Origin of the sequence: Sorangium sp. So ce281 (assembly GCF_051527395.1) — a bacterium.
GTDB classification, from domain to species: Bacteria; Myxococcota_A; Polyangia; order Polyangiales; family Polyangiaceae; genus Sorangium; species Sorangium cellulosum_B.
In genome coordinates, this window is sequence record NZ_CP150322.1 from 2,570,321 (window position 1) to 2,591,873 (window position 21,553).

Sequence of the window (21,553 nt, forward strand, 5' to 3'; positions counted from 1 at the left end):
GGTGAGGCGGGCATGACGCCGGACACGGTCATCGCGGCCCGATACCGCGTCGTGCGGCGGCTGGGCGCGGGCGCGATGGGCGCTGTCTACGAGGTGATCGACGTCCAGACGGAGCGCCGGCGGGCGCTCAAGGTGATGCATCCTCATACGGTCGAGCGCGCCGACCTGAGGGAGCGATTCGCGCTGGAGGCCCGCGTTTCCGGTCAGGTCGACAGCCCCGCGCTCGTCGACGTCGTCGACGCGGGCGTCGATGACGCCACGGGGACTCCCTTCCTCGTGATGGAGCTGCTCCGGGGGGAGACCTTGAGTGAGCGGCTCTCGCGCGTGGGCCGCCACCCGCCGGAGGAGGTGCTCGCCTATCTCGGCCAAGCGGCGCCGGCCATCGACAAGATGCACCAGCTCGGCATCGTCCACCGCGACCTGAAGCCGAGCAACCTGTTCCTGGAGCAGCGAGAGCACGACGCCCCGCGCCTCAAGATCCTCGATTTCGGCGTGGCGAAGGTGCTGCGCGAGGGCGCGACCCGCGGCTCGACCGGCGCGGTCGGGACGCCGATCTACATGGCGCCGGAGCAGTTCCAGAGCGGCAGGATCACGCGCTCCGCCGATATCTACGCGCTCGGCATGATCGCGTTCACGCTCCTCGTCGGCAGACCCTACTGGGAGGACGAAGTGGGCATTGGCGACAGCCCCGTCGCCTTCGCGCTCATCGCGCTGCAGGGCCCCAAGGACCGTGCGTGCGAGCGCGCCGCGAGCCACGGCGTGACGTTGCCGCCCGCGTTCGACGCCTGGTTTGCTCGCGCGACGGCGCTCGCGCCGGGCCAGCGCTTCTCGACGGCGGGCGCCGCCGTGGAGGCGCTCGCGCGAGCGCTCGGCGTGCCAGGCCACGATCTGCCCGCCGAGCAGGCCGACGTGGACGAGGCTCGTGAGGGGGCGCCGCCCGTCGGCGAGCGGTCGACGCGGACCGACACGTTCCCATCCGACGGGCGATGGGGCGGCGGCGAGGCGGTGAGGCGCACGGACTCGGTGGGCCCCGGCGCATGGGGGTCCGGCACCGAGCCGCTTCGCTCCGAGCCCGAGAGCGATGCACCGAACCCGACCCCCCCTCAGCAGCAGGCCATCGTGCATCGGTCGCGCCGGTGGCGCTGGATCGCAGCCTCGATCGTCACGCTGGCCGCGATGGGTCTGGGCGCCGTCCGGTGGGCGTTCCCTCACCGGCCAGCGCCTGCTCCTCCTCCCACCGTCGTGCGATCTCCGCTGGAGCCCGACAGCGCCGTGCTCGCCTGTCCGATCCTGGAGGCCTCCGGGGTCGAGGAGCCGGCCGGGTGGCTGGGAGCGGCCGCGGCGGCGACGTTGTGCGAGCGGGCTCGGGTCCTCCTCGGAGGCCGCGCGGCGCGCACGCTGGTCCCTGCGGAGCTGCTCTCGCTCCCGCGGCCGCACGCGGACACGGCTCCGATCGATCCCTATGCCGGGCCGGAGGCTCGCGCGCAATCGCTGGACGCGGCGCGCAGGAGGGGAGCGGCTTACGTGGACGGGGCGATCGTCCTGGAGCCGTCGCGTGCCTTTCGGCTCACGGTCACGCTGCGGGCCGCCGACGGCAGGGAGCTCGCGTCCTCGGTCGGAAGGGCGAGCGCGCTCTATGAAGCCGTGAGGAACGCCATGGACCCTTGGGTCGATGCGGGGGCGTTGCCAAAGGCCCCGCGCCTCGACGACGCCGTGGCCGATTACTCGAGGGCGCGCACGGTCGACGGGGCGCTGGATCTGCTCGACCTGACGCTGGCCATGACCCACAACGCCGGCGGGCTCCGGCAGGAGTGCGCCCGGTTCGAGGCGCGTGGCGGCGGGCTCGCGGAGATGGGACCAGGAGAGCGCTTCCGCTGCGCCTACACGCTCGGCGAGCCCGCACCTGAGCTCGCGCTCCCACCGGTCAGCGCGAACGCCTCACCGGGTGAGCTCGCCGCGCGCGCCCGCGTCGATCTCATGATGCGGCGTGCCGTCGATCCGACGGCGGTGGCGGAGCTCCAGCGCCTCCACGATCGCGAGGCGTCGGCCTGGGGGCGCTCGACCCTCGCGGCGACCCTATCGTGCCTGCTGCCGTCGCCCGATGAGAAGCGCGCCACGGAGACGACGACGCTCGCCAAGGACATGGCGTTCAGCGCGGTGCAGGCCGAGCCGAAGAACCCGATCGGGGAGTGGTGCGCGCCCTGGGTGCAGCTGGCGACGGTGACGCACGGGACCCCGAGCGCGGCGAGCGCGCTGCAGGGAATGCGGGCCTGGATGCCGTGGGAGGCGTATGGGTGGCTCTTCGAGGACTCCGACCCTGGAGCGGCCGAGGCTCCCGCGCAGCAGGCTCGCAGGCGCGCCCTCAGGTTCGCGCGGCGTGCCTATGTCCTCTCGCCCCTGGACATGAATGTGGCCGACACGCTGGTCGATCGGCTCCTCCGCGAGGGAGCGCGCCAGGAGGCGCGCGGGATAGCGCTCGCCGTGGGCCAGGGGAGCCAGGTGCTGCACAAGGTCGGCGGCGAGCTCCTCCTCCTCCGCGTCGAGGCGAGCGAGGCCGGCATCGGCGCCGCCCTCGAGCGGGCGACGCGCGCGATGGCCATCTCCCCTTTCGATTCCGGGTTTGTCCGCGTGCAACGCCTCCAGATCGCCTGGCGCGCGCTGGAGCTCGCGCTCGTCCTCGGGCGCGAGCGCGAGATCGCCGACCTCATCGCCGCCCGCTTCCTCGACCCGGAGCCACCCCTCCTCGAGGGCACCCACATCAGCGTCCCGCTCCGCATGGGGGCCGTCTGCGCCCGCGCCAGCCGGGCGGTGTCGCGGCGCTGCTTCGAGCGGCTTCGCAAGCTCCGGGTCCGGTTCCCGGAAGGCGAGCTGCCGAACACGGAGAGCTTCATCACGGGAGCCGAGCGTCATGCCAGCGGAGACCGGAGGGGCGCCGCGCTGGCGTGGCGCCCGCTGCTGCAGGAGCCCGAGCCGTTCGTCGAGGTGCTCGGCGACGCCATGGTCGCGACCTATGAGCGCGAGGGGGAGCACGAGCTCGTGGACCGGCTGGAGCGGGCGAGCCCGGACGATAGCGAGGCCCTGAACGGCGCGAGCCTGAAGACGGTGCGCGAGGCGGAGCGCGCGGCGAGGCGCGGGGACAGGCAGAGGGCCCTCGAGCTGGCCCAGCGGGTGATCAAGGCCTGGTCGGCGGTGGACGCCCCTGTCCCGGCGGTCGAGTCGATGAGGCGGCTCGCGGCGAGGCTACTTGAGTGAACGGTCGATCAACCAGGGTTTGAACGACGAGCACCCGGCATCGCTCCTGAGATCGCATGGATGGTTCAAGTAGACCGTGACAGGGTATTTCCAGTTTGCGCCCGCCTCATCACACGGCGTGTAGATGGATCGCCTGTCACCAGCGGACCGAGCGCAAGCGCCCGGATTCCCGTTGAAAGGAGAGCATGGCTTCGGCTCATGGACGAAGCACTGCGCTGCCGCGTCGGACGCAGGGAGGGCGCAGAGCCTGTCGGCGAGGTTCGCCATGCCTTGACTCCAGTCCTCGCCATAACACGCGTACTGCTTGTCGAAGAGCACCCCGTCGGGCCGAGCCCCCCCGGGGTTCGAATCGAAGATGTTCCCGTAGAACCCGCCCTCGCGGTACCTGAACAGCTCCACCTCCTTCGCCGGATACCTCACGCCCTCGCCCACCGCATTCTCGAATTTCACGTCGACCGCAAAATTTCGCTCTGATAGCATCACGCTGAAGTACCCGACCTGTTCGGGGGTGGAGCTCGTCTCGTCAACAATGCCTGCGCCAGCAGGACCATTCGCGGGACACAAGAAATCCACCGTGTCGCCCGGACCGTCGAGCGTGTCGCTCTTGATGTGCTTGATGTACCTGCTGCGAGGATCTGCCGCGTCGTAGTCCACATGGTTGCAGCCGTGTATGCCCGCGCACACGCGCACAAACACCGGAGATGAGCTGGCGTGGGCCGAGTTGAGCTTGAGCGTGACCTTCCTCGGCCCGCTATCGCCTGACCGCTGCGCCACGCATTGCCCGACGTAACGCGCCGTCCACCCGCAGGCGCTCGTCGCCTGACGTGGTCCTCCGGGAGCGTTGCACGCGGCGAAGCTCTCGATCTTCGTGGCCTCGCCTGTGCCGGTGTTCCTCTCTCGAGACCTGGTCTCGGCGGGGACCTTGTCGTGGAGCGCGACGAGATCCCCTGGGCCGCGCATGGATACCACGACCACCTTGTTGAGCGCGTTCACCCGGGCGAGCACGCCGGCGGAGACCGCTTGCAGGCATTCCGGGGATGGAAGGTCGTTGAACCAGTCCCCGAGCGATCCCCCGCCGGCGCATGCCCCGATCTGCCCGTTCCACTCATAGCGCTTGTTCCCCACGCGGGCCGACACCTTCTGGCCCTCCTTCAGGGCAAAAGATACGATGTAGTGCATCAGCTGAACGGCGCGGGGCTCCAGCGTCGGGTCCTGCGTGCTGAAAGGCCTGACATCGTCGAGCTTCAGGCTGTTCAGCTTGCTCACCTTGAGGCGCTCGAGCAATTCGCTGTTCGCGCGGAGCGCCTCCGCGCTGATGCCGTTCTTGGGCATGCCGTTGTGAGGCAGCTGCCCCGGGGGCGCGACTGGCGCTGCTGGCCCACCTGTGGACGCCGGCGTCACAGGCCCGTTGGGATTCACCGTGACGATGCATCCGCCGCACCCCAGGAAAGAACCCACGCCGATGCAGGCTAGCGCCATGTACAAACGGCTGATGGCCACAGGCATTCTCCTTCTCCTGAACTCGAGTCGCCAGGTGAGCGCCCCTCGCGGGCGCGCATCCTGGCACGGACGCGCGGCGGTTGGCCAGCTGGCCCCATCGATGCTGAATGGTTTTTGCCGCCGCCAGAGCATCTTTCGTGCCACAGTGTGCGCTGCGCGCCGTTGCCCACCAGCGTGGCTGGATGCCTGGTTCTGATCGCGGGCGGCACGTTCGCCGTCCCGTCGAGGCCGGGCCGAGCGCCGGCGCGGTGAGCCCGCTCGGCGCGCCCAGCGCCCGCGATAAACCGGGGTGTTACGCCGGTGATACACCGTGTTGCGCTGCGGAAAAACGCGCCGCGCACGTGTCCCCGTAACAGGTCGGGCGCCCCGCTGTTGCACCGCGCGGCGCGGAGCCAGGGGCGTCACAGGACGGCGACGGTACCGATGCGCCGGGCCGGCGGTCCGTTTCGGCGTGGAGCCACGAACGATGGGCCGCCATGGCACGCCACATCCAGCCCTCGGCATCACCCCGTCGAGGCGCGGGCGTCCGCGTTTGGCACGCGCCTGAAACGCCAGCTCTGGCCACACGCGGTCGTCCGTCCGGTTGGCACCGGAGCTGCAATACCGGCAAGCGTCTGCCCGACCGGGCGGTCAGGCGCCCGGATAGCCATCACTCGGCCCGGGATCCGTGGCCAAGGGCGGGGGATACGTCCAGCTCTGCGTGAGGATTGCAGACGCTCTGGATCTTCTCGTCACGCGCGGGAGCCTTTCGCGCCGCGCGCACCAACGACCAGCGATGGAGAATTCCATGAAGAATCGATCGATAGGCGCAGCGTTGACCTGCGCCCTGCTGCTCGCCGCCTGCGGCACCGAGCCGGAAGAGCCGGAGCTCGCCGGTTCGAACAGCGACTCGCTCATCGTGGCGCCCTCCAAGCGGGCGCCCAGGGTCGATCAACTGCATCTGCGGCTCACGTCGGATGGCGTCGGGGTGCTCTCGCTCGAGCTCGCGCCGAGCGACCGCAAGCGGGTGATCGAAGAGAACAAAGGCGCGGCGTTCCAGATGAGCCTCGATGCGCGCGAGAAGGCGATCACCTTCAACGACTCGGGAACGAAGCCGGATCTCAAGGCCGGAGACGGCTTGTTCTCCGCCTCGGTCCCCATCGACCTGGAACGGCTGAGCCAGATCAACAGCGAGATCTCGAAGCTCAAGACCCGCAGGCTCCAGACGTTCGAGCCGGGGTCGCGTCTCGCCTCCAAGGCCATCGAGATCTCGCAGACCAACGCGATCGACATCGAGGCGCTGAAGAAGGGCGCGACCATCCGTTTGCCCAACCTGGCGGAGCTCGGCCCCTTGCGCACGCTCGGCGGCGTGACCACGGCCGCCATCAACCCGCAGAAATCGCTGCTGATCCGTTCGCTGCCGGTGATCGAGGACCCGGCGCGCACCATGAACCCGTGCGACTCGAGCGCCGCGAACGCCCCGCTCAAGAAGTGGACCTTCGGCTACCTGATGGAACAGATGGCCATCGGGTCCGGGCTCACCGCGAGCCAGTTCGTCGAGCAGTGGCTGGCTTCCTGGCGCACCCAGCAGATCGTCAACGCGAGCTCGGGCAGCCTGGTCCTCGACGCGACGAGCGCGGCCGCCGCGGCGAACGTGGACAGCATGATCATCAACCCCTGGCGCCAGAGGAGCGGCGGGGGCGCGTTGAACCTCAGCATCGCGCCGTTTCGGCTGCAGGCCATCCTGGTTCGCCCCGACCTCGCGCAGAGCTCGCCCTACCTCGGCGGGGCTGCCGGCAACAACGGAGGCGAGCTCCGCTTCGTCTTCGGCCTGATGGAGGTGCGCGACGGCAACCGTGACGGCGACGCCAGGGACGGCGTGGACACCTGCCAGCCGATCGAGGCCGCGGCGATCTTCGAGTACGGCGTGCCCATCACGAGCTGCGTCGACATCAAGGAGTGGGCGAACCAGTGGGTCAACCTGAGCGCCTTGCTCCCCGGTGACCCCGCCTACGGCACGGCGCTGGAGGCGTTGACCGAGCAGGTGGTGAGGAACGGCGCCGCGCCGGGCAACCCCAACCAGAGCGCGCTCAACCAGCTGCGCACGAACGAGATCGATCTCACGGGGATCTGGCAGATGCGCGAGTTCGTGATCCGCCCCGGGAGCGGACCTCTGCAACAGACCACCACCAAGAACAACCCCCGCGAGCACCAGGCGAGCTTCACGTCGGTTCCGGGCACGACCCCGGCGCCGATCGATCTGAATGGCAGCGACGCGCTGCTCACGGAGATCCTGGCCTCCATGAGCCCCGGTTACACGATGCCCGAGGCCCGCGGGGGCGTGCCCTTCATGGGCGGCGCGTCGACCTACAACGCCGGGACCTTCTGGGATCACCCGGACCTGGAGACGCCGGCGGAGCTCGACGCGCGCTTTCGGTTCTCGTCCAACACGTGCAGCGGCTGCCATACGGGCGAGACGGACACGCTCTTCTACCACATTCGCCCCGCGGGGCCCGGCGGCATTCCCAGCATCTCGGCCTTCCTGCAAGGTCCACTGACGGTGACGGACAATCGGGGGCTCAGCCATTCGTTCGCGGAGATGGACAACCGCAAGCAGGCTCTCGCGAGCCTCGCGAACCAGTCGTGCTCGTTCCGCGTTGGAATCCCGCCCTTCCAGGTGTTGCGGCTGCCGCTGCTGAGCGTCCACTGAACCGCGATGAGCGCGAGGCCCGCGGCGACCGGACGCGCCGCCCGGGCCCCGCCCCGGCCGGGCAGGTCGAGCCGGCCGGCGCCGCTTGACGACCGGCGTCCCTCGTCTATAGTGCTCCTCGCTGCTGCGGTGTGCGATCCCCTCGTTCGCGCGCCGGGTCCAAATCGAGGGAGAGTGAGCCGCGGCCCCGTCGCGTGATCGCGCCGGCCGCGTGCGTCTTCGTGGATTGGACAGCAGCATGGTTGGCAAATTGCATCTCGATGCGGTGGTGCGTCGCCTGGATGGCGCGACGGCCCGCATCGACAATCCGTTCGGTATTCCGATCACCCTCGTGGCCAGGGAGGATGTCGTCGTCGAGGCCGACGGCATCGAGGAGCTCCTCCGGTTCGCCTCGCTTGAAGGCACGCTCCGCGATCTTCGGACATGGGAGAAGGCCGGCAGGATTGCCCCGTTCTGGGGCGGCACGGCCGGCGAGATCCGCTCCATCGTGCTCACGCCCGACTTTCACAAGGGCGCGGGCATCCCCGTGGGCACCGTCGTGGATGCCCGCGGGTTCGTGGTGCCGCAGGCCGTCGGCAACGACGTCTGTTGCGGCATGCGCCTGCTCGCGACGGACGTGGACCGGGGCGAGCTCGCGCCGCACATCGGCGCCCTGAAGCAGCGGCTCCGCGCGATCTTCTTCCAGGGCCAGCGCGATATCCCCATGTCGCCGCGCCAGCGCGCGGCCATGCTCCGTGACGGCCTGTCCGGGCTGCACGAGACGGCGGCGGACAACGCCCGCACCGGCCTGTGGGCCCACTACGATCCTCGCGCCCAGCGCGCGGATCTCGATCGCGTGCACTTCCACGGCGGGCTCCCCGCGCGTGGGACGTTCGCGTTCGACGCGTACATCCAGGCGTCGGGCCGGGCGGACGGGCGTGACATCCAGATCGGCACGGTCGGCGGCGGCAATCATTTCGTCGAGATACAGGCCGTCGACGAGCTGGTCGACGGCGCGACGGCGCGCTCGTTCGGGCTCTCGAAGAACGCCGTCACGATCATGGCCCACGCGGGCTCCGTCGGGCTCGGACACGCGGTCGGCGGTTATTTCAACGAGCGCGCGCGCGCCTTGTACCCGGCGGGGGTGCCCCATCCGGCGCACGGCTTCTATGTGCTGCCGGCGGTGGGCCCCCACGCCCACGAGGCCTCCGTCTACCTCGACGCGATGCGGAACGCCGCGAACTTCGCGTTCGCGAACCGCCTCTTCCTGGGCCTCATGGTGGTGCGCGCGATGCGGGAGGTCCTTGGCCGTCACGTCACGAGCACGCTCGTGTACGACGCGCCGCACAACCTCATCTGGGAGCCCGAGGGGGCCGAGCCGCGCTACCTGCACCGCAAGGGCGCGACGCCCGCCGGGGGACCCGACGGCGAGGGCGGCGCGTTCTCGTACACCGGTGACCCGGTGATCATCCCCGGCTCGATGGGCGACTCGAGCTGGGTGCTCGCGGGCGCAGGGCACGCGGCGCTGCTCGCGAGCGCGTGCCACGGCGCGGGCCGCAGCCTCACGCGCGGCCGCTCCGCGCATGCGGACGAGGACGTCTACCGGCGCGCGGTCGAGAAGCTGCACGTCGTGACGCCGCTCGACCCCGACGCGCCGCACGTGCGGCGGCGGCGCGACATCCTCGCGAAGTACCACCAGCGGATGAAGGAGGAGGCGCCGTATGCCTACAAGCCCATCACGCCGGTGGTGCGCTCCGTCGAGGAGGCAGGGATCGCGCGGCGCGTGGCGCGACTCTGGCCGCTCGTCACGGTCAAGGGATGAGGGCGCGAGCCGGACGACAGCTCCGCCCGCGAGCGGGAGCCCGAGCTGTGCGGGCTCCCGGTTCCACCCGCCGAGCGGCTACCGGCGCCGACGCCCAAGAACGAGCGCAGAAGCGGCCAGCCAGAGAGCGGCGGCGAGTCCACCTCCCCCGGTGCTCGCGCCCGTCCGGAAAGCGCACGAGCTGTCCGAGTCGTTGCCGGCCCCGTCGTTCCCGCCGGAGGGGCCGGCGCCGTTGCCGCTGCCCGAACTGGCGGAGCCGGTCGTTCCGCCGGTGGCTCCGGTGACCGAGCCGCCGCTGCCCGAGGTCGTACCCCCGGCCTCGGCGCTGCCGCCGGTGCCCGTGGGCGCGCCCCCGGCGCCGTCGCTGCCACCGCTGCCGCCCGCTCCCTGGTCCGAGCCGCCGGCACCGCCTCCTCCGTCGCCCCCGTCACCCGGCATGGTGGGTCCGGTAAACCGCCACCAGTTGAACTTGAAGAGGTCGCCGCCGCCACCGACGAACTTCAGGAACAGGTCGTGTTTCCCGCTGCCCCCGGTCACCGCACAGGTCTTGGTGGTCCAGGACGACGCGCCCGAGACGTCACACGTCCCGAGCAGCGTGCCGTTCTGACTGTCGAGGTGGAGCTCGATCTTCGCGTCGCTGGCTGCGGACGATACCCGCGCCTCGAAAGAGGTCACGCCGTCCAGGAAATCGACGTCCTTCACCTTGATGTAGTCGCCGTTGCTGATGGACGTGACGTTCATGCCGGCGCCGGTGTCGGTGCACACCTCGGTCTTGAGCCCGGACGAGAAGGCGATGGTCTCGGCCTCGACTTGCTTGAACGGATCCAGCGTGTCGACGGCGGACGGTCCGTTCGTGGACATCGTGATCTTCGGAATGCTGCCGTCGGCGCCGTAGGTGAACTCCTCCACGCAGACCGAGCGCTTGAAGTCACTGCCGCCCGGCAATGCGCTGTTGTGATAGAAGAAGTACGAGTGCCCCTTGTAGTCGACGACGCCAGCGTGGTTGGTGTAGGTCCGGCCAGCGCCCATGATCTCGCCGCGGACGGTCCAGGGCCCGGTCGGGCTGTTGCTGGTCGCGTAGCTGATCTTCTCGGTCCCGGCGATGGCGGCGTAGACGAGGTAGTACAGCGACCCTCGCTTGTGGAGCCACGGCCCCTCGGTGAAGCCACTCAACGGCACCTCGGTGATGCTTCCCGAGGTGCTGATCATGTCCGAGTTCAGCTTCACGTGCCGGAGCTTGGCATTCCCCCAGTACATGTGGGCCTGTCCATCGTCGTCGACGAACACCGTCGGGTCGATGTTGCCGCCTCCGGGCGCCATGGCCAGCTCCTTTCCGAGCGGGTCCATGAACGGGCCTGCCACATTGTCCGATACGCCAACGCCGATCCTCGCGCCGGTGTTGTTGTTCAGCGGCACGTACAGATAGTACTTGCCGTTCCTGGCGATACCCTGCGGCGCCCACGCATTGTCGGTTCCCCACTTGAAGGTCTTGTAGCCCCCCACCGAGCCGTGGTCCGTCCAGTTGACCATGTCCGTGGTGGAGTACAACCTCCAGTCGTTCATGGTGTAGAAGTTGTCCACCGTGACGTCCTCGTCGTGGGACGTGTAGAGGTACAACCTGCCTTCGTGCACCATGGGCGCGGGGTCGGCCGTGTAAAAGGTCTGCACGATCGGGTTGTCCGCCCGAGCGGGGGAGGGGATCGCGGCGACGAGGCCCAGCGCCATCGCCGACAGGGTCATTCTTCTTGCTCGGTAGAACGTTGTATTTAAGCGCACGTTGAATCCTCTCGCGAGCGAAATTGCCGGCGCCCCGCACCCCTGGTGCTGACTCGACGGAGGCGCCATCCAATGAGAGGGCAGCCCGCGCAAAGGCACGCAGGACGACCCCCCCAGGGCAAAGCACAAGTATACCCTTTCAAAATGTGAACGATCACATTCCTGGTGTCAAACCCAATCGACCGGCCCGGGCGGGATCCTCGATCCCGAAGGGAGGACTGCGCTGGCGAGCTCTTCCGGAGCGCCGCGTCACGGGGGGCGGGCGGGCGCCGGACCGCGGTGATCGCAGGTCCGATGCGCTCGACGCCGGCCTGCGCACGGACGGCTGGCGCCTCGATGCCGGCCTGCGCACGGACGGCTGCGCTCGATGCCACAGGCGACCGGCGCCCCGGGCATCGCCTCTTGTGCGCGACGACTCGAGCGCGCGCTCCGGCCAAGAGCTCGCCCCATCATCGGCTAATTTGGATTGACCTCGTCCATGTGAACGATCACATTTCACGGCATCAGGCTGCGACTGGAGCGTTTCGAGCGTAGTCCGCCATCTGGTCGCGCAAGGCCTTTGGGAAGGCTGGCCGCGCCTCACAGCGCTTGACGTAGGCGTCGAGCACGGGAAATTCGGTCACCAGGTCTGTGTAAGGAAGCCCGGCCTCCTCCAGCGCCCAGCGCACGCGCAGGTCGCGAGCGCTCCCTGCGCGAGCGCGACCCGCACGAAGCTCGAGATCGCGTCGGGCGGATTCACCGCCTCTTCGACGGCGCCGGATCGAGCTCCGGATAGTGCCGGAAGATGCCGTCTTCGTTGAAGCGTATCCGCCGATCCGAGGCCAGGTAGGCCGCGATCCGCGGGCGCTCGGCCACGCGGTCGTGCAGGGCGACGAGCCAGGGGATCCTGGGCGCGAAGGCGGCCATGGCGTGCGGGAACGCGTAGCGGAGGCCCGCGATCACCTGGAACAACGAGAGATCCACGTAGGACATCGCGCCTCCCAGGACGCGGCCGCCGCCGTGGCGCTCGAGGACGCGCTCGAAATAGCCGAGGAACTTGGGCATGCGCTCGGCGAGGAAGGCCTGGCTGCGGCGGAGGGCCTCGGGCTTCTGGTCCTCGTAATAGAGCTCGACAGAGATGGGGTGGTGCGTGTCGTGCACCTCGGCGACCAGATCGGTGATGGTGAGCTGGAGCTGATGGGCGCCGAGCCTGCTCGCCTCGTCGTCCGGCGCGAGGCCGAGGCGCGGGCCGAGGTAGAAGAGGATGTTGGCCACCTGGGCGATCACGAGATCGCCGGAGCGGAGGAACGGCGGCGCGAAGGGCTCGAGCGCGAGCGCGTGGCTCTTCATGAGCTTCTGCATGGCGGCGACGCCGCCGTGCTTCGCCGCGGGCAGGCGGGCGACATCGACATAAGGAGCGCCGGCGTCCTCGAGCGCGAGGCGCACGAATTCGCCGCGGCCCTGAATGCCAGGCCAATAGTACAGCTCGTACGTTGGCGCGTTCATGATGGATGAATCGCGCCGGCGAGGGCCGCGGTCAATGGGCGCGCCGCCGAACGGCCCGCCGGATCCGACGTGGACACACGAGCCGGTGCCCCCTGCGCTGCGCCGCCGGCTACGAGCGCGGCGGAATGCGCCGCATCGTGCTCGCACGCGTCGTGTACGAGGCCGAGCGGTCCGTCACGGATGCGAGCAGCTCTGGCGAGGGGGAAGCGGCCCCGCTCCAGGTCGTCGCCTGTCCACGGACGCCACCGGGGTCTCCATCCAGCCCGGGGCCATCCAGGAGCGCAAGGACAAGAAGCCCGGGCCGTGCCGCAAGGGACACTTCTTCGTCGTCCTCGCGGACAAGGATCACGTCTTCTTCGAGTACCAGCCCAAGCATACCCGCAGGTCCGAGAGGTAGTCCGCCGTCCGACCGAGCCCGTCTTCCCAGCGCACGCCGGGCTCGTACCCGAGCAGCTCGAAAGCCGAGAAATAGAGGCGAACGAGTGATGCAACTCCCCGGCCCTCCGGCCCTCGCGCTTGATCGACAGAGGCCGACGGTCGGACGAAGAGTGGCAGTCGTTCAGCAACTCATGCCCTTGCGACATCATCGACACCCGGATCGCCCCGTGGGGGCCGCGGGCGCCGGCATGCACGAGTTCGTGCTCGACGTCCCTGACGCGACCTTCGTCGACGGGGAGGGCAATTCCCGTTCTCGCTCTACGTGCAGGCTCAGTGATGACGCCCCGTTGACTTTCTCGACGACCTGTCTCGCGACGCTGCCGTCGTGCGGCGCGCGTTCGCGGTCGAGGGCGACGAGCTGGTCCCCACGCTGGGCGGCTCGAGGACGCACCGATGATCCGCGTCGCGCGAAGCGCCTGGGCCTATCCGGACATCACGCCGCCCCGCGCGACCCGTCGCCGAAGAGCATCGCGCGGAGCGCCTCGGCCTCCCGCTGCGCCCGCGCCACGATGGGCAAGAGCCCCACGAGGCACTCGACCGGCACCTCCCGCACCAGGATCACCCCGTTCTGGCTGCGGAACACGCGCACGCCGCGCGCCCGGAGCCTCGCCGGGCTGATCTCGAGCATCACGTCGACCTTCGCGCGCTTGCCCACCGCGCTGCCCAGCGCGTCGGTGCAGTGGACGTGCGTGCGCGCCGCCGGCCGGATGCCGTGGCGCGCGATGCCCCTCACGGCGTCGACGCTGGTGCCGTGCCAGATCGACGCGTCGCCGTGGACCTCCTCCCACGACGCCTCGAGGCCCGCGAGCGTCACCGGCATGCCGTCGCGCGAGTGGCCTTGCGAGGCGCGCACCCGGTCGCCGCGGATCTCGAGGCGGTTCTTCGTGTTCTTCTCCACCACCTCGTCGAGCACCGGCCGGGAGATCCGGAGCGCCTTGAGGACGTCGTCCACGGCCACCCAGCCGGCGTCGTCCATGGCGACGCCCTGCGAGGGCGCCGCGTGGCGGAGCAGCCAGGAGAGCTTCTTGCTCGTGTCGGTCAAGCGATCGCGGCCCATCGTCAAGCTCCATTCTCGTCTCGTGAGCCGGAGCCGCGGCCCGCGATTCGCGCGGGCACGCAGAGGCCTCCGGAAGGCCCCTGGACGGTGCAGGGACCGGGACCGAAACCGTGAAGGGAATCGGCAGAGGAAAGAATAGACACCCGGCTATCATGCGGAAGAAGTATTTCTGGAGTCGCTATCGCGTTTCGCGATAGCTTGCCGCCATGCTCAACCTCGACTGGCTCGGCGCCTTCGTGGTCTTCACCGAGCACCTCAACTTCACGCGCGCGGCGCGGGCGCTCCACGTCTCGCAGCCTGCGCTCCACGCCCAGATCGGCAAGCTGGGCGAGGCGCTCGGCGTCACGCTCTACCAGCGGCGCGGGCAACGGCTGGAGCTCACGGCCGACGGCAAGCGCGTCGCCGCGTTCGGGCGCGAGGTCGGCGAGCGGACGCGCTCGTTCCTCGACGTGCTCCGCCACGGCGAGAGCCGGGAGCCGGTGGTGCTCTGCGCCGGGGAGGGCTCGTACCTCTACCTGCTCGGCGAGGGGATCCGCGCCTTCTCCGCGCGTGGCGCCGCCCCGCTCCGGCTGCTCACGCGCGACCGCGAGGGCACGATCGAGGCCGTCGCGGCGGGCGAGGCGCACCTCGGCGTCGCGCCGCTCGAGGGGGCGCCGGACGGGCTCGCCGCCGATCGCCTCACCGAGGTGGCGCAGGTCCTGGTCGTGCCCGACGGCCACCCGCTCGCCCGGAAGCGCCACATCCGGCTGCGCGACCTCGAGGGGGCGCGGCTCGTCGTCCCCGGCCCGTCGCGGCCCCACCGGGCCCTGCTCGCGCAGGCGCTGCTCTCGGCGGGGGTCCGCTGGGAGCCGGCGGTCGAGGCGAACGGCTGGGAGCTGATGCTCCACTTCGTCGAGCTCGGCGTCGGCATCGCGGTGGTCAACGCCTGCTGCCGCCTCCCCCGCGGCCTCGTCGCGCGCCCGCTGCCCGAGCTGCCGCGCAAGGTCTTCTATCTCGTCCGCCGGCGCGGCGGCGAGCTCCAGGGCGCGGCCGCGGAGCTCCGGGACGCGCTGCTCGCGCACGCCGCGGCGTGGCAGAGAAACCATGCGTTGGGCGCGTCGGGCGCGTCGAGCGCGACCGACGCCGCCCCGACACCGCCCGCGCGCCGGCGCTGAGCCCCGGCATCGCACTTCCTGCCGCGTGCCGGTCTCTGCCGGTCTCCCGGCCGGGTCCTGGCTTCCGGGCTCAGGCCGCCTTTCTCGACTTCTGCTTGCCCTGCTTCGCCTTCTTGCCGCCGACGTCGGCCGGGCGGCTCACCAGCTTGGAGAAGTTGCTCGGCTGCCCGTCCGCCGTCTTCTCCTGGTACACGAAGGCGAGGTTCGACTCCTCGAACTTGTCGAAGAAGTCCTCCCACGAGATCTCCTCCAGGGTGTCTTCCCCGCTGTACCCGGGGAAATCGATGCGGAGGATGCCAGGCTCGCCGCCCTCCTGGGTGCTCTTCACCGTCGCCGGGCGGCCTCCGCGCGATTCGACCCACTGGCGGATCTCGTCATGAACGATGGTCGTCTTCGATGAGCTGGCCGACATGGTCTTCCCTCCTGTGCTCGTGCATCGATGGCGCGGGGAACGGCAATCCGCATGCCAGAGGCCGATGAGAAGATCCGGGCACGCGAGGGCCGACCTCGGCCATACGGTGGCTCCCTGGACCGAGCGCGGCGCGCCGCGGAGCCCGTCGCGCTGCCGGACCGCGCCGTCGTGCCCGCGACGCGTCGCGGTCACCTGGCGGAGACCGCGGTGAAAGCAGGGGATCTCTGCTGTGGTCGAGGATGGGCTCGGCGATGCAATTTGCCCCGCCTGCGGCGAAATGCTGCCGGCTGGCGCAGGTCCTCGTCGGTGATCGCGTTCCCCTGGATCCGATTGAACCAGAAGCAGAGAGGCCGACAGACTGCCTGCTTGAACGCTGGCCGACAGACTGCCTGGCAGACAGAAACAGGCCGACACGCGACGCGCGGCGCCCTCGTGGAGGCCCACGAGTACGCAGCGAGGGCATCCCGGTGGCGCTCGCCACGGAACCAGGCGTCCCCAGTGTAGCTCGCGCTCGATGTAACCCACGTGGGCCGGGCCAAGCCGGTTGGGCGGCCGAGAGAGATCGAGAGAGCGCGTGTCGACGCGGGGGAGCCGGTCGTGCTACCTAGAATCGAGCGCCGCGATGCGCGCGCTGCCGAGGCCGAGGACGTGACCGCCGCGCACCATCTGCTCCTCCGGGTCGCTGTGATCGCCGTCGCCACGGCGACCGCCGCGACGGCGGGCGCGCGCCCGCTGCGCCCGCTGCGCCCCGCGCCGGCCGCCCCGCAGGCTCACCCGCCGCGCCCCGCGCCGGCGGCCTCGCCGGTGGGCTCGCCGCGCCGTGCGCCAGCCCCCTCGCCGCGGCGCCCGCCGCGCCCTGCGCCGGCCGCGCCGCAGGCCCTCTTGCCTGCGCCGGCCGCGCCCCCGGCTTCGCCCGCCCCGCCCGCCCTGCCTGCCCCGGCTTCCCCCGAGCCCGCGGCCTGGCGCGCGCTCGTCGTGGGCGGCGGCCCGAGGCCGCCCATGAACCAGGTGGCCATCGAAGGCCACATCCGGTACTTCCAGTCGCTGCTCCCGGCCAGGGCGGAGCGGCGCGTCCTCTTCGCCGACGGGCGCCGGGGCACGCGGAGCGTGCAGTTCCTCGACGGCGACCAGACGCGCTACCGCGCGCCCAGGCTGCCGCGCATCGACGGGGCGACCACCCGCCCCGGGTTCGACGCGATCTGGCGCAGGTTCGTCCACGCGCGCCCCGCCGACCCGTTGCTGCTCTATTTCGCCGGCCACGGGAGCCCGGATCCAGGGCACGACCTCGACAACAACGTGTTCGACCTCTGGGGCGGCGGCGCGCTGTCCGTGCGCGATCTCGCCGCCCGGATGAAGGAGCTGCCCGGCGGCACCCCCGTCGTCCTCGTCATGGCCCAGTGCTACTCCGGCTCGTTCGCGAACCTCCTCTTCGAGGGCGGCAGGCCCGACGGCGAGCTGGTCGAGCGCGACATCGTCGGCTTCTTCGCGGCGACCCGGGACCGCCCCGCGTCGGGCTGCACGCCCGAGATCGACGAGGCGGATTACACCGATTTCAGCAGCTTCTTCTTCGCCGCCCTCTCGGGCGTCGATCGCCTCGGGAAGCGCGTCGACGGCGCCGATTACGATCGGAACCAGCTCGTGGGGATGAACGAGGCGTTCGCGTACGCCCTCCTCCACCAGGCGACGGGCGATGTGCCGGTCGCGACGTCCGATGTGTTCCTGCGCCGCTTCGTCATCAAGCCCGATCACGAGACCATGGCGACGCCCTATTCCAGGGTCCTCTCGTGGTCGACCCCGGCGGAGCGGGCCGCGCTCGAGGGGCTCTCGGACGCGCTGGGCCTCCACGGAGAGCGCCGGCTCCGGGCCGCCTACGAACGCGAGTTCGGGCCCCGGGCGGGCAGGAGAGACGTCGAGGACGTGGACTCGGCCCACCGCTTGCGGTTCATCCGGCTCGCCAAGAGCGTGGTGCTCGCGCGGACGCTGCGGCAGAGCGGCAACCGCGCGAGGATCGAGCGCTTCGAGCGGCTGCGCGCCGCCGAGGCGCGCAATCCGCTCGTCGAGGTCAGGGCGGCGAGCCAGGCGCGGCAGGACGGCCGGCGGCGCGCCGCCCGGTGATCCCGGGCTGGCCTCGCCCGCCCGCCCGCTCAAGGTGCTATCGGGCCATCGGACATCCGCGCTCGCCGGGGGGCGAGGCGCGCGTCATCGCCCGCGGCTCTCGTCCCGCAGCATCGCGATCAGATCGGTCGCGCCAGGGTCGATTCCCATCTGCGTGAGCAGGGTGGTCACCTGACCGCGGTGATGGGTCTGATGATTGAAGAAGTGCCCCACGGACCACCAGAGCGGAGAGGTGTAGACCGTCCCGCTCCGCGTGTACGTCAGGTCGCCCGCGAGCGCCCGGTCATCGATCTCGTGCACCCACGCGAGGATATCGGCGTCCGTCCTGGCGCGCTCGCGGGAGAGATCGCCGAAGTCCGCGTAGAGCTCCTGCGAGAGCGCGGTGATCTCGATGGCCTCCCCGCTCGGATCGCGGGAGACGAACCGCTCCGCGCCGCCGGTGAAGCGCCCCATCCACGTGCGGTCGGCGAGCAGGATATGGTTCAACGTGCCGTGGATCGACCGGAAGAAGGCCCCGCGATCGCGCTTGCGCTCCACGTCGTCGAGCTTGCCGACCAGCGCAAAGAGCCTGTCGTTCATCCACCGGTTGTAGCGAGCCAAGGCGCGGTACTGGTCGATCCAGCTCATGAGCGACTCCTCATTGTTCGAGAGCAGGCGCGAACGCTACCACGCCCGCCCCCGACGGCGAAACCGGGCCAGCACCGCCGCCGTCACGCGCACATCACGCGCAGCCATCGAGATAGCGCTTGCTCGGTCCGTTATGGCGGACTATTGTCCTCGATAGCAGACGTGTGGCGCTCGGGGAGATCCTCCATTCGGCCCCCGTCTTTCGCCGATCTCCACCTCCTCTCTCAAGGAGCCATGATGGTCAGCCTTTCGCTCGATTCAGCTGTCCTGGCCGAGACGTACGATCGCGTGAGCGATCGGCAGTTCAACCACGGAAAGCTGCTCATCGAAGATCTCCAGATTTCCCCGGGCGAGCGCGTCCTCGACGTCGGGTGTGGGACGGGCCGGCTCGGGGCTTACGTCGCCGAGCGGGTCGGCCCCTCCGGCGCGGTGGCCGGCGTCGATCCGCTGCCGCTCCGGGTCGAGCTGGCGAACCAGAAGCGCTGGCCGAACTTCCGCGCCAGCGTCGGGCAGGCCGAGGATCTCTCGCAGTTCGCGGCCGGGAGCTTCGATGTCGTGTTCCTGAACAGCGTGCTCCACTGGCTGCCCGAGAAGCTCGGCCCGCTGCGCGAGGCGCGCCGGGTCCTCAAGCGGGGAGGGCGCCTCGGCATCAGCTCGGCCGCCAGGGAGCGCCCGCACGAGCTCGAGCAGGTGATCGAGGGTGTGCGGTCGTCTCTCGGCGTGACCGCCACCGCGGAGACGCTCGGCAGCACGACCTACAAGGTGACCTCGGACGACCTGACGAGCACCCTCCTGCTCGCCGGCTTCGAGGATCCGAGGCTCCAGATCCGCACCTTCACGGACCATTTCGCGGACACGGACGACGTGATCGCGTTCTACCTGGCCAGCTCGTTCGGCAACTTCCTGTCCAACCTCGATCCGGCGGAGGCCACGCGGGTCAAGGCAGCGCTCGCGGCCGAGCTCGAGCGCCGCCGCGCGCCGGAGGGGATCCGGCTGCAACGTCACCTGATCTTCGCCGTGGCGCGCGCGGGAGGGGCTTAGAGAGGCGACGGGCCGGCTGGCTCGAGCTCTCCAGAGCCCTCTCCGAGGTAGCGCGCCCCGGTTGCGTGGCCGCGCGCCTCTGCGAGGATACGGCGCCGGCAGGGGCGGGGAGCCCGGTGAGCGCCCGCGCGCGCTCGACGACGACCGACGAGCGCCGAGGAGCGCTGAGCCCGCCGCTCGGAGGGCAGGTGAGCGAACGACTCGACGTAGAGGTGCTGAGCCGCCGCGAGGAGCTCGAGGCGCTGCGGGAGCCGTGGAGCGCGCTGTGGCAGCGCTGCCCGGCGGCGACGACGTTCCAGCGGCCGGAGTGGCTGATCCCGTGGTGCCGCGCGCTCGGGCCCGAGGAGGTGCTCGCCCTGGTCTTCCGGTCGGACGGGGGGCTCGTCGGCCTCGCGCCCCTCGCGGTTCACCGCGTCGGCGACGAGCGCGTCGTCGCGCTGCTCGGCGCCGGGATCACCGATTACAACGATGTCCTGGCCGCGTCGGGGTACGAGCGCGCGGTCGCGGACGCGGCGCTCGCTTGCCTCGAAGAGCGCGCCGGCGCGTGGGACGTCGCCGATCTCCACGACCTGCGCGCGTCGTCGCCGCTGCTCCTGGCCGAGGCGCCCCCCGGCTGGTCGGACGAGGTCGAGAGGCACGAGGCGTGTCCGGCGGTGACGATCCCCGAGGGCGCCGCGCCGGACGAGCTGTTTCCCGCGGGGATGCGCGCGCGCGTCGCCCGCGCGCGGAAGCGGCTCGCGCGGGCCGGGGACCTGCGCCTCGACGTGGCCGACGCGGCGAGCGTGGACGAGCTGCTCGACGCGCTGTTCGCGAACCACAAGGCGCGCTGGCGCTCGCGCGGCGAGGGGGGCGTGCTCGACGAGGCGCTCCGGCCGTTCCACCGCGAGGCCGCGCGCGCGCTGTGCGCGCGGGGCGCGCTGCGGCTCTTCGGCCTGCGGCTCGACGGGCGGATCATCGCGTCGCTCTACGGGCTCGCCGAGCGCGGCGGGCTCGCGTCGTACATCACCGGCTTCGATCCGGAGCTCGCATGGTACAGCCCGGGGCTCGTGATGCTCGCCAGCGCGATCGAGCACGCGGCGCGCGAGGGCGCGCGGACCGTGGACTTCCTCCGCGGCCGCGAGCCGTACAAGTACGACTGGGGCGCCGTCGACCGCTGGACGTTCCGCCGGCGGCTGCGGCGCCGGGGCGCGTGCGGGCCCGGGCGGGACGACGGGCAGAGCGACGGCGAGGGCGCGGTGCAGGCCGTGATGTCCGGCGAGGCGTCGCCGGAGGTCGGCCTGGTGCGGCTGCTCGGCGTCGCGGGGGACCTCGAGGCCGCCGCGCGCGCGATCGACGCCACGCACGCCACGCACGCCGCGCGGCCGGCGGCGGGGGAGGGGGAGCGGGCGGCGCGCCTCGAGGCGCTGCGCCGCTGCCTGGACGAGCGGCGCGCCGCGTGCGCGACCGTGGCGGCGATGCTGGGCGCGCACCGGGACGCGCGCGTCGCCGGGGAGGACGCCCGGGGTGCCTGTCGCTCCGCCGCGCGGCTGTTCGACGAGCTCTGCGAGCGCTCGGAGGAGGCGAGCGTCGCCGCGTACTCGCTCGGCGATCCGGAGATCCTCGAGCGCGCGACGCGGGAGGTGGTCGAGCTCCTCGAGCGGTGGGGCGTGCTCGGGGAGGACCGCGCGATCCTGCAGATCGGCTGCGGGATCGGCCGCTTCGAGGCGGCGCTCGCGCCGAGGGTGCGCGAGGCGTGGGGGCTCGACGTCTCGCCGCGCATGATCGAGGCCGCGCGGCGCCGCTGCGCGGGGCGCTCGAACGTCGTGCTCGCGGTCTCGTCGGGCGTCGATCTGGGCGACGCGCCGTCGGCCCGCTTCGATCTCGTGTACGCGGTCGACTCGTTCCCGTACGTCGTCGCCGCGGGCGCGGAGGTCGTGGATCGGCTCGTCGCGGAGGCGCGCCGGGCGCTGCGGCCGGGCGGGGAGCTCGTCGTCCTGGGCTACTCGTACCGCGGCGACCCCGCGCGCGACGCGGCCGACGCCGCGCGGCTCGCGGCCCGCCACGGGTTCGACGTCCTCGCGAGCGGCGAGCGGGCGTTCTCGCTGTGGGACGCGCGGGCGTACCGGCTGCGGAAGATCGAGCATCCGTGAGGGGCGCTCGAAGCGGTCCGACCGCAACGCGGCGGGCCGGAGCTCATCCAATGTCGACGAAGGGCCGGTGGAGCGTC

Annotated in this window: 13 protein-coding genes; 7 read left to right on the forward strand and 6 right to left on the reverse strand. The window is 71.1% G+C overall.

Features of this window, described 5'->3' with window-relative positions; genetic code table 11:
* Nucleotides 1–12 precede the first annotated feature (12 nt).
* Nucleotides 13–3,252 carry a serine/threonine-protein kinase gene (locus WMF27_RS09880; protein ID WP_437944087.1) on the forward strand — a complete coding sequence of 1,080 codons (3,240 nt, stop codon included), beginning with the start codon at nucleotides 13–15 and terminating at the stop codon, nucleotides 3,250–3,252.
* Here WMF27_RS09880 and WMF27_RS09885 read toward each other — a convergent pair.
* Complete coding sequence (locus WMF27_RS09885) at nucleotides 3,241–4,584, reverse strand: hypothetical protein (protein WP_437944088.1); 1,344 nt, start codon at nucleotides 4,582–4,584, stop codon at nucleotides 3,241–3,243. The two genes, WMF27_RS09880 and WMF27_RS09885, sit on opposite strands and share 12 nt — an antisense overlap.
* Nucleotides 4,585–5,539: 955 nt before the next feature.
* Here WMF27_RS09885 and WMF27_RS09890 point away from each other — a divergent pair.
* Nucleotides 5,540–7,441 carry a hypothetical protein gene (locus WMF27_RS09890; protein ID WP_437944089.1) on the forward strand — a complete coding sequence of 634 codons (1,902 nt, stop codon included), beginning with the start codon at nucleotides 5,540–5,542 and terminating at the stop codon, nucleotides 7,439–7,441.
* Between the two features lie 238 nt (nucleotides 7,442–7,679).
* Nucleotides 7,680–9,242 carry an RtcB family protein gene (locus tag WMF27_RS09895; RefSeq protein ID WP_437944090.1) on the forward strand — a complete coding sequence of 521 codons (1,563 nt, stop codon included), beginning with the start codon at nucleotides 7,680–7,682 and terminating at the stop codon, nucleotides 9,240–9,242.
* Nucleotides 9,243–9,320: 78 nt separating this feature from the next.
* Here WMF27_RS09895 and WMF27_RS09900 read toward each other — a convergent pair whose 3' ends face one another.
* The 3 genes from WMF27_RS09900 to WMF27_RS09910 form a co-directional block, all read right to left on the reverse strand.
* Complete coding sequence (locus WMF27_RS09900) at nucleotides 9,321–10,982, reverse strand: glycoside hydrolase family 43 protein (RefSeq protein WP_437769160.1); 1,662 nt, start codon at nucleotides 10,980–10,982, stop codon at nucleotides 9,321–9,323.
* Nucleotides 10,983–11,753: 771 nt separating this feature from the next.
* A complete protein-coding gene (locus WMF27_RS09905; protein ID WP_437769154.1) occupies nucleotides 11,754–12,503 on the reverse strand; it encodes a glutathione S-transferase in 750 nt (249 codons plus the stop codon).
* Nucleotides 12,504–13,374: 871 nt separating this feature from the next.
* Nucleotides 13,375–13,998 carry an RNA 2'-phosphotransferase gene (locus WMF27_RS09910; RefSeq protein WP_437769153.1) on the reverse strand — a complete coding sequence of 208 codons (624 nt, stop codon included), beginning with the start codon at nucleotides 13,996–13,998 and terminating at the stop codon, nucleotides 13,375–13,377.
* Nucleotides 13,999–14,204: 206 nt separating this feature from the next.
* On the opposite strand from WMF27_RS09910, the gene WMF27_RS09915 reads away from it, so the two are divergent.
* Nucleotides 14,205–15,152 (forward strand): LysR family transcriptional regulator, encoded by a 948-nt coding sequence (locus WMF27_RS09915; RefSeq protein WP_437944091.1) that lies wholly within the window; start codon nucleotides 14,205–14,207, stop codon nucleotides 15,150–15,152.
* A 70-nt stretch (nucleotides 15,153–15,222) separates the two neighbouring features.
* Here WMF27_RS09915 and WMF27_RS09920 read toward each other — a convergent pair whose 3' ends face one another.
* Nucleotides 15,223–15,564, reverse strand: coding sequence for a hypothetical protein (locus WMF27_RS09920; RefSeq protein ID WP_437944092.1), 342 nt, complete (start codon nucleotides 15,562–15,564; stop codon nucleotides 15,223–15,225).
* 597 nt (nucleotides 15,565–16,161) lie between these two features.
* Between WMF27_RS09920 and WMF27_RS09925 the strand changes: the two genes are divergently transcribed.
* Entirely contained in the window at nucleotides 16,162–17,679 is a 1,518-nt protein-coding gene (locus WMF27_RS09925; protein WP_437944093.1) for a hypothetical protein, read from the forward strand.
* An 84-nt stretch (nucleotides 17,680–17,763) separates the two neighbouring features.
* On the opposite strand, the gene WMF27_RS09930 is transcribed toward WMF27_RS09925, so the two are convergent.
* On the reverse strand, nucleotides 17,764–18,306 hold the full coding sequence (locus WMF27_RS09930; protein ID WP_437944094.1) for a DinB family protein: 543 nt from the start codon (nucleotides 18,304–18,306) through the stop codon (nucleotides 17,764–17,766).
* Between the two features lie 234 nt (nucleotides 18,307–18,540).
* Between WMF27_RS09930 and WMF27_RS09935 the strand changes: the two genes are divergently transcribed.
* Together WMF27_RS09935 and WMF27_RS09940 are read left to right on the forward strand one after the other, a co-directional pair.
* Nucleotides 18,541–19,347: a class I SAM-dependent methyltransferase gene (locus tag WMF27_RS09935; protein WP_437944095.1), complete on the forward strand. Its 807-nt coding sequence runs from the start codon at nucleotides 18,541–18,543 to the stop codon at nucleotides 19,345–19,347.
* 188 nt (nucleotides 19,348–19,535) lie between these two features.
* Entirely contained in the window at nucleotides 19,536–21,476 is a 1,941-nt protein-coding gene (locus tag WMF27_RS09940) for a GNAT family N-acetyltransferase (protein ID WP_437944096.1), read from the forward strand.
* Nucleotides 21,477–21,553 lie beyond the last annotated feature (77 nt).